This window comes from Streptosporangium nondiastaticum (assembly GCF_003011965.1).
GTDB lineage: Bacteria > Actinomycetota > Actinomycetes > Streptomycetales > Streptomycetaceae > Streptomyces > Streptomyces nondiastaticus.
The window spans coordinates 1-2,055 of the sequence record NZ_PXWG01000288.1 but is presented as its reverse complement, the minus strand read 5'-3'; the positions used below and the strand labels follow the sequence as shown (position 1 = coordinate 2,055).

General features: G+C 72.7%; 1 protein-coding gene. It reads right to left on the bottom strand.

Annotation, left to right across the window (positions count from 1 at the left end; translation table 11 throughout):
* Positions 1-2,055, bottom strand: a 2,055-nt coding sequence (locus B7P34_RS35780) for an Rne/Rng family ribonuclease (protein ID WP_146167038.1), incomplete at both ends; no start/stop codon positions are given.

The following is a 2,055-nucleotide window of genomic DNA, read 5'->3' as shown; positions in this document are numbered from 1 at the left end:
GCCTCCACCACGACCTCGGCCGGAGCCTCGGCCACCCGCGGCGCACCCGCCGGAGCGGACGCCTTGCGGGTCGCCCGGCGGCGCGTACGGCCGCCGCGCTTGGCCGCGGCCTCCGCCTCGGCGGCGCTGCCGAACCACTCCTCGTCACCGCCGACGGCCGGCTGGAGGTCGGCCTCGGTGACGACGACGGGCTCCAGCTCGGGCGCCTCGGGCGCACCCTCGGCCGCGGCGGCCGCGGGGGCCTCTTCCAGCGACGGGGCCTCCTCGGCGGCCGGAGCCGCGGCGGCCTCGTGCACGTGCTCGTGCCCGGCCTTGCCCTTCTTCTTGCCGCGCTTGCCGCCGCCACCGCCGCCGACCGACGCCGGCTGGTCCATGTGGACGATGACGCCGCGGCCGTTGCAGTGCACGCAGCTCTCGGAGAAGGACTCCAGCAGGCCCTGGCCCACCCGCTTGCGGGTCATCTGGACCAGACCCAGCGAGGTCACCTCGGCGACCTGGTGCTTCGTGCGGTCGCGGCCCAGGCACTCCAGCAGGCGCCGCAGCACCAGGTCCCGGTTGGACTCCAGCACCATGTCGATGAAGTCGATCACGATGATGCCGCCGAGGTCGCGCAACCGCAGCTGGCGCACGATCTCCTCGGCCGCCTCCAGGTTGTTCCTGGTGACCGTCTCCTCCAGGTTGCCGCCCTGGCCGGTGAACTTGCCGGTGTTGACGTCGACGACGACCATCGCCTCGGTCCGGTCGATCACGAGCGAGCCGCCGCTCGGCAGCCAGACCTTGCGGTCCAGCGCCTTCATCAGCTGCTCGTCGATCCGGTACGTGGCGAAGACGTCGACGTCCGACGTCCACTTCTGCAGGCGGTCGGCCAGGTCGGGCGCGACGTGCGAGACGTAGCCGTGGATGGTCTCCCAGGCCTGGTCGCCGCTGACGATGACCTTGGAGAAGTCCTCGTTGAAGATGTCGCGGACGACGCGGACGGTCATGTCCGGCTCGCCGTAGAGCAGGCTCGGCGAGCTCGTCGAGATCTGCTTCGCCTTCTTCTGGATGTCCTCCCACTGCGCCTGCAGACGCTCGACGTCACGGCGCAGCTCGTCCTCGCTCGCGCCCTCGGCGGCGGTGCGCACGATGACGCCCGCGTCCTCGGGGACGATCTTCTTGAGGATGGTCTTCAGGCGCGCGCGCTCGGTGTCGGGGAGCTTGCGGCTGATGCCGGTCATCGAGCCCTCGGGCACGTACACGAGGTAGCGGCCCGGGAGGGAGACCTGGCTGGTCAGACGCGCGCCCTTGTGCCCGATCGGGTCCTTGGTGACCTGGACGAGCACGGACTGGCCGGACTTCAGGGCGGTCTCGATGCGGCGCGGGCCGTTGCCCATGCCGAGCGCCTCGAAGTTGACCTCGCCCGCGTACAGGACGGCGTTGCGGCCCTTGCCGATGTCGACGAAGGCGGCCTCCATCGACGGCAGCACGTTCTGGACCTTGCCCAGGTAGACGTTGCCGACGTAGCTGGTGGCCTGCTCCTTGTTGACGAAGTGCTCGACGAGGACGTTGTCCTCCAGCACGCCGATCTGGGTGCGCTCGCCGCTCTGGCGGACGACCATCACGCGCTCGACGGCCTCGCGGCGGGCGAGGAACTCGGCCTCGGTGATGATCGGCACGCGGCGGCGGCCCTGCTCGCGGCCCTCGCGGCGGCGCTGCTTCTTCGCCTCCATGCGGGTGGAGCCCTTGATGGACTGCACCTCGTCGAAGCCGGTGCCGGGCTCGCGCTCCTCGCGCTTGCGGGGCTCGCGGACCTTGACGACCGTGCGCTCCGGCTCGTCGGCGCCCGGCTCGGTCTCGATGGCCTCGCCGCTGCGACGGCGGCGGCGACGGCGGCGACGGCTGCCGGCCGTGCCCAGGCCGGCGGCCTCCTCGCCCTCCTCGGGCTCCTCCTCGCGGGCCTCGGCGGCCTCCTCGGGCTCGCCTTCCGGCTCCTCCTCGGTCTCGCCCTCGGCCTCGGCGGCCTCGCCGCGGCGGCGGCGACGGCCACCCCGGCGACGGCGGCGGGACGGGCGCTCA